Genomic DNA, 3,428 nt, shown 5'->3' on the forward strand with positions numbered 1-3,428 from the left:
TATCTATTTTAACACTGTGCGGAAATTGACAGAAATCGGGCTATGTGGCAGAGGAAAATGCGGCTTCGAAGCATAAGCAGAATGATGGGCGGACGGTGAAAATGACGCCTCCTCGCTCATTCGCTCACTACGTTCGGTCATGAAGCTGTGGCGGGCGTTGCGGTGATCTGACTGAGTGATAATGATTTTTCTGGCTCTAGATGTACAAAAGCCCCGTGACAGAATCACAGGGCTTGAGTACTCTAATTCGTGCAGATACCTGCTCGGATCAGACCGCAATCAAATCCTAGCAGGGCTGGCTAGGAATGTCACTACCAGCTTAATACCATTCAACGACATTAAACCCATATCTGCACCTTGACTCTCAGGTCTACGCCCCGGACTCCGGCAGGATAAACAGGCAAGCGGTGGGAACCTGACCAGCTCGGGAAAGAAGCTGGCTCTACCCGGTCTCACGTTAACCAATAACGTACCTGATAAAGTGAGAGTGAAGGCAGCGGTTGCGGTGAAGCGTGATTGCCAAGGTCTGGCGCAACACCCACAAAATCGAAGCAGCATACGAACGGCCTGATGCTGGTCGCTTCGCTCCCCGTTTTCTGGTGTACCCACCACGGGGGCATTAGGCTTTCTTTGCCCTAATATGGGTTTGCGACTCTCAAATCCGGGTAATGCTGCCAACTTACTGATTTAGTGTATGATGGTGATTTTAAGGTGCTTGCGTGGCTTCCATTTCCATCAGATGTCCTTCCTGCTCCGCTACTGAAGGCGTGGTGCGTAACGGCAAAAGCACTGCCGGACATCAGCGCTATCTCTGCTCTCATTGCCGTAAAACATGGCAACTACAGTTCACTTACACCGCCTCTCAGCCCGGTACGCACCAGAAAATCATTGATATGGCCATGAATGGCGTCGGATGTCGCGCCAGTGCACGCATTATGGGCGTTGGCCTCAACACGGTTTTACGTCACTTAAAAAACTCAGGCCGCAGTCGGTAACCTCGCGCATACAACCGGGCAGTGATGTGATTGTCTGCGCTGAAATGGACGAACAGTGGGGCTACGTCGGTGCTAAATCACGTCAGCGCTGGCTGTTTTACGCGTATGACAGGATACGGAGGACGGTTGTGGCGCACGTCTTCGGTGAACGCACTCTGGCCACACTGGAGCGTCTTCTGAGCCTGCTGTCGGCCTTTGAGGTCGTGGTATGGATGACGGATGGCTGGCCGCTGTATGAATCACGCCTGAAGGGAAAGCTGCACGTTATCAGCAAGCGATATACGCAGCGCATTGAGCGACATAACCTGAATCTGAGACAACATCTGGCAAGGCTGGGACGGAAGTCACTGTCGTTCTCAAAATCGGTGGAGCTGCATGACAAGGTCATCGGGCATTATCTGAACATAAAACACTATCAGTAAGTTGGAGTCATTACCCATCACGATGACTAAAAAACAAGCAATTTGAGTAAACAAATATACGCCTGACATATTTGTTTACTCATGAAATAATATAGCCACAATAATAACTGGTGTATTTTTTTTGGCTCCCGGTGATGTCAGGGGGCCAACTTTTTGAAAATTATCATAAACATCAGATAAAACGAATTGCAAAGGTTAAAAAAATACCGCCAGTTATAATAATTGTGATATGAATTACAGTGTTATGAAACCCATCTCTGGCTAAATCGCCGCTCTATTCCCGTTCCCGTTCACCTGTAAAGGGCATGCAGGTCTCTCAATACGTGGTGTAACACATATCGCCTTCACCGAAATGATGTGAAGACTTCATCATTTTAGCAATCACAGGTTGCCCTAATCACTTAACGTTATTATTGTTCTATTGAAGCCTTAACCTAAACCCACTCACAAAACGTGGATTATCTGGTTAGTGATTCGCAGCAACAAAGCGTCCCGGTTCAAAACGAATCGTAAGACGTAGTTTCCCTTGATGTAGGGCTTGCCGCTGGAACAGGCGGCTTTTTTATTCTCCGGCGTGGGGGGGATGCTGTTGACAGAAATGGAAATAAGTAACACCCGGAATATTACGCTTATTGCCCGGCGTCTTGCCTGGATTAATGCCAAAAGAACTCATATCGATATACCATCGTTTGCAGAACTGCTTTTCTCCGGCCAAAAAGCGCTGTTCTTCGAACAATATAATTATTTTCACTCACGACGGTACACAACGGCAGGCACGTCAAAGCCACCGGATTTACCATAACATCCGTTGCCCGCACCGCCTCAGGCGCCCTCAGGGCGTTTCTGACGGCGGTACGGTAAAACAGGTAACAAACCACCCGAAAAGCCGCCAGAAACGTGCCAGGTAAATTTTAACGCCATGCATGACTATGCACCAGAATGACGGCATCCTGTTTTCACATCAAAATCATCACAAGACACAGGAAAACACACATGAACCGCCAGGAATCCGCCGTTCTCAACATAGCTAAATTTATCCGCGCCCAGACACTCCTCCTGCTGGAAAGAATTGACCTGCTCGACTTCGATGACGAAGCGACAGACTGCGAACAGCTGCATGAGCAGGCCGAAGCGCTTTACCGGAAGCTCAGCGCCCGACTGGAATCAGACATAACGGCTTAGCCTTTCCGTCGCCTGCATCATGGCATCCACATCATCTTTTGAGAGATCTTCATCCTCCAGTCGTCGCTCAAGGATGAACGGACACGGAATTTATTACGGGTCGTGAGGCACTCAGTATGAAAGAAAAATGCAGACAATACAGACTGGAACTGTAAGCAAGCAGTGACGAGATTAAAAATCAGGATAACCAGAGACGGTATTTCCGAGACTCAGAGAGGTAATCAATACGGTTAAATGCCCCGGGATATAATGCACTAACGACACGCCAGAAATGTATCTGGGTCAGCTCATCTGCCCCACCTTCCCTGATGTCAGAAAGTACCTCGTCGTAAGTCTTTCCTTCCTCGCGGGCTACAATCCTCATCGTGTCCCTTGCAAGGCGATCAGTACACCCTCCGAAAATCAGAACATCAATAAACACGAAGTCCCTTCCGGTAAGAAAAAAAACCGGCACGGGAGCCGGTAATACTGTGAAAAACAGCCCGCTTTAGCATCGCGGTTAATAGTGACATGTTATGCCATTGAGCAGAGATATAAGCACCCACCAAAACTAGGAGGAACAGACATAGCAGACGGGCGCACCCATGCAGAAAGCTGTGTACCCCCGCAGCGTTCCAGCAGTAGCCGGTACTCATCCTCCGTCACCCACATGGTGAGTATCTTGTTCCGTTTCTCGGACAAACCAGTCTCCTGATAACGCCGTGACGGGCGGGAAACCCTTTCCCGGTCGGCGCGGGGTTGGACAAGCCGCAGGCGCGTCAGGCTTTTGGCGGGTTTCGGGGCGCAGCCCTGAACCAGTCACATAGCGCTAGCGGAGTGTATACTGGCT

The 3,428-nt window shown here is 49.5% G+C and carries 3 protein-coding genes; all 3 read left to right on the forward strand.

Features of this window, described 5'->3' with window-relative positions:
• The first annotated feature begins 719 nt into the window (after positions 1-719).
• A protein-coding gene (locus LDB27_RS23795; protein ID WP_094106546.1) for an IS1 family transposase occupies positions 720-1,417 on the forward strand; the annotation gives its coding sequence in 2 pieces (ribosomal slippage) (positions 720-969 and positions 969-1,417; 699 coding nt in all).
• A 538-nt stretch (positions 1,418-1,955) separates the two neighbouring features.
• On the forward strand, positions 1,956-2,219 hold the full coding sequence (locus LDB27_RS23800) for a hypothetical protein (protein ID WP_138627904.1): 264 nt from the start codon (positions 1,956-1,958) through the stop codon (positions 2,217-2,219).
• A 191-nt stretch (positions 2,220-2,410) separates the two neighbouring features.
• The gene (locus LDB27_RS23805) at positions 2,411-2,599 is read left to right on the forward strand and encodes a Rop family plasmid primer RNA-binding protein (protein WP_024157493.1); all 189 of its coding nucleotides are present in this window, start codon (positions 2,411-2,413) and stop codon (positions 2,597-2,599) included.
• Positions 2,600-3,428 lie beyond the last annotated feature (829 nt).

Origin of the sequence: Salmonella sp. JXY0409-18 (assembly GCF_020268625.1) — a bacterium.
Classification (GTDB): domain Bacteria; phylum Pseudomonadota; class Gammaproteobacteria; order Enterobacterales; family Enterobacteriaceae; genus Salmonella; species Salmonella enterica.